The organism is Micromonospora sicca (genome assembly GCF_003172935.1).
In the GTDB taxonomy this organism is placed as follows: domain Bacteria; phylum Actinomycetota; class Actinomycetes; order Mycobacteriales; family Micromonosporaceae; genus Micromonospora; species Micromonospora sicca.
Window position 1 is genome coordinate 1 of record NZ_QGKS01000003.1, and the last position, 535, is coordinate 535.

General features: G+C 66.0%; 1 protein-coding gene. It reads right to left on the minus strand.

Annotated elements, in window-relative coordinates; genetic code table 11:
• Positions 1-42 precede the first annotated feature (42 nt).
• The gene (locus DKT69_RS00015) at positions 43-366 is read right to left on the minus strand and encodes a YciI family protein (RefSeq protein ID WP_109799574.1); all 324 of its coding nucleotides are present in this window, start codon (positions 364-366) and stop codon (positions 43-45) included.
• Positions 367-535: the final 169 nt, after the last annotated feature.

Here is a 535-nt window from a genome sequence, read left to right on the forward strand (position 1 = left end):
CGTGGTGGGCCCGGGTGACCGCCTCGCGGACGTCGACCCTGTTCACAGGAAGGGCCGCACCTCGACCTTCCGATCGCAGACCTTCGACGCCTCGGTGGCGAGCTTGAGCGCCACATCCAGATCGGGGGCCTCCCACACCCAGACGCCGGCGAGGTACTCCTTCGACTCCACGAAAGGCCCGTCGCTGAACACCGCCTGCTCGCCCCGGTTGTCGATGACCGTGGCCGCGGTGGTGTCTGCGAGTCCGCCCGCGAAAACCCAGTAGCCCTCGGCGATCAGTCGTTCGTTGAACGCGCTGATGGCAGGCTGCCTGTCCGTGCTGCCGGGATTGCTCTTGTCATCGATCACGGAAACCAGGTACTGCATCTGAAGATCATCTCCTCTGGTGTCAAGACAGCGTGGTTCGGTGGTCAGGGACTTCAGGCCGTTGCATACCGCGGGCGCCCGGCCGGCCGGTAGACCTGGATCGACACGCCCTTCGAGTCGACCCGCGACTCGACCAGGTCGAGCGCAAGATCCGGACCGGTCTCCGGGA

Bases quoted from the DNA above. Each gene is read 5' to 3' on its own strand.
- DKT69_RS00015 (WP_109799574.1), bottom strand. From the start codon at position 366: ATGCAGTACCTGGTTTCCGTGATCGATGACAAGAGCAATCCCGGCAGC.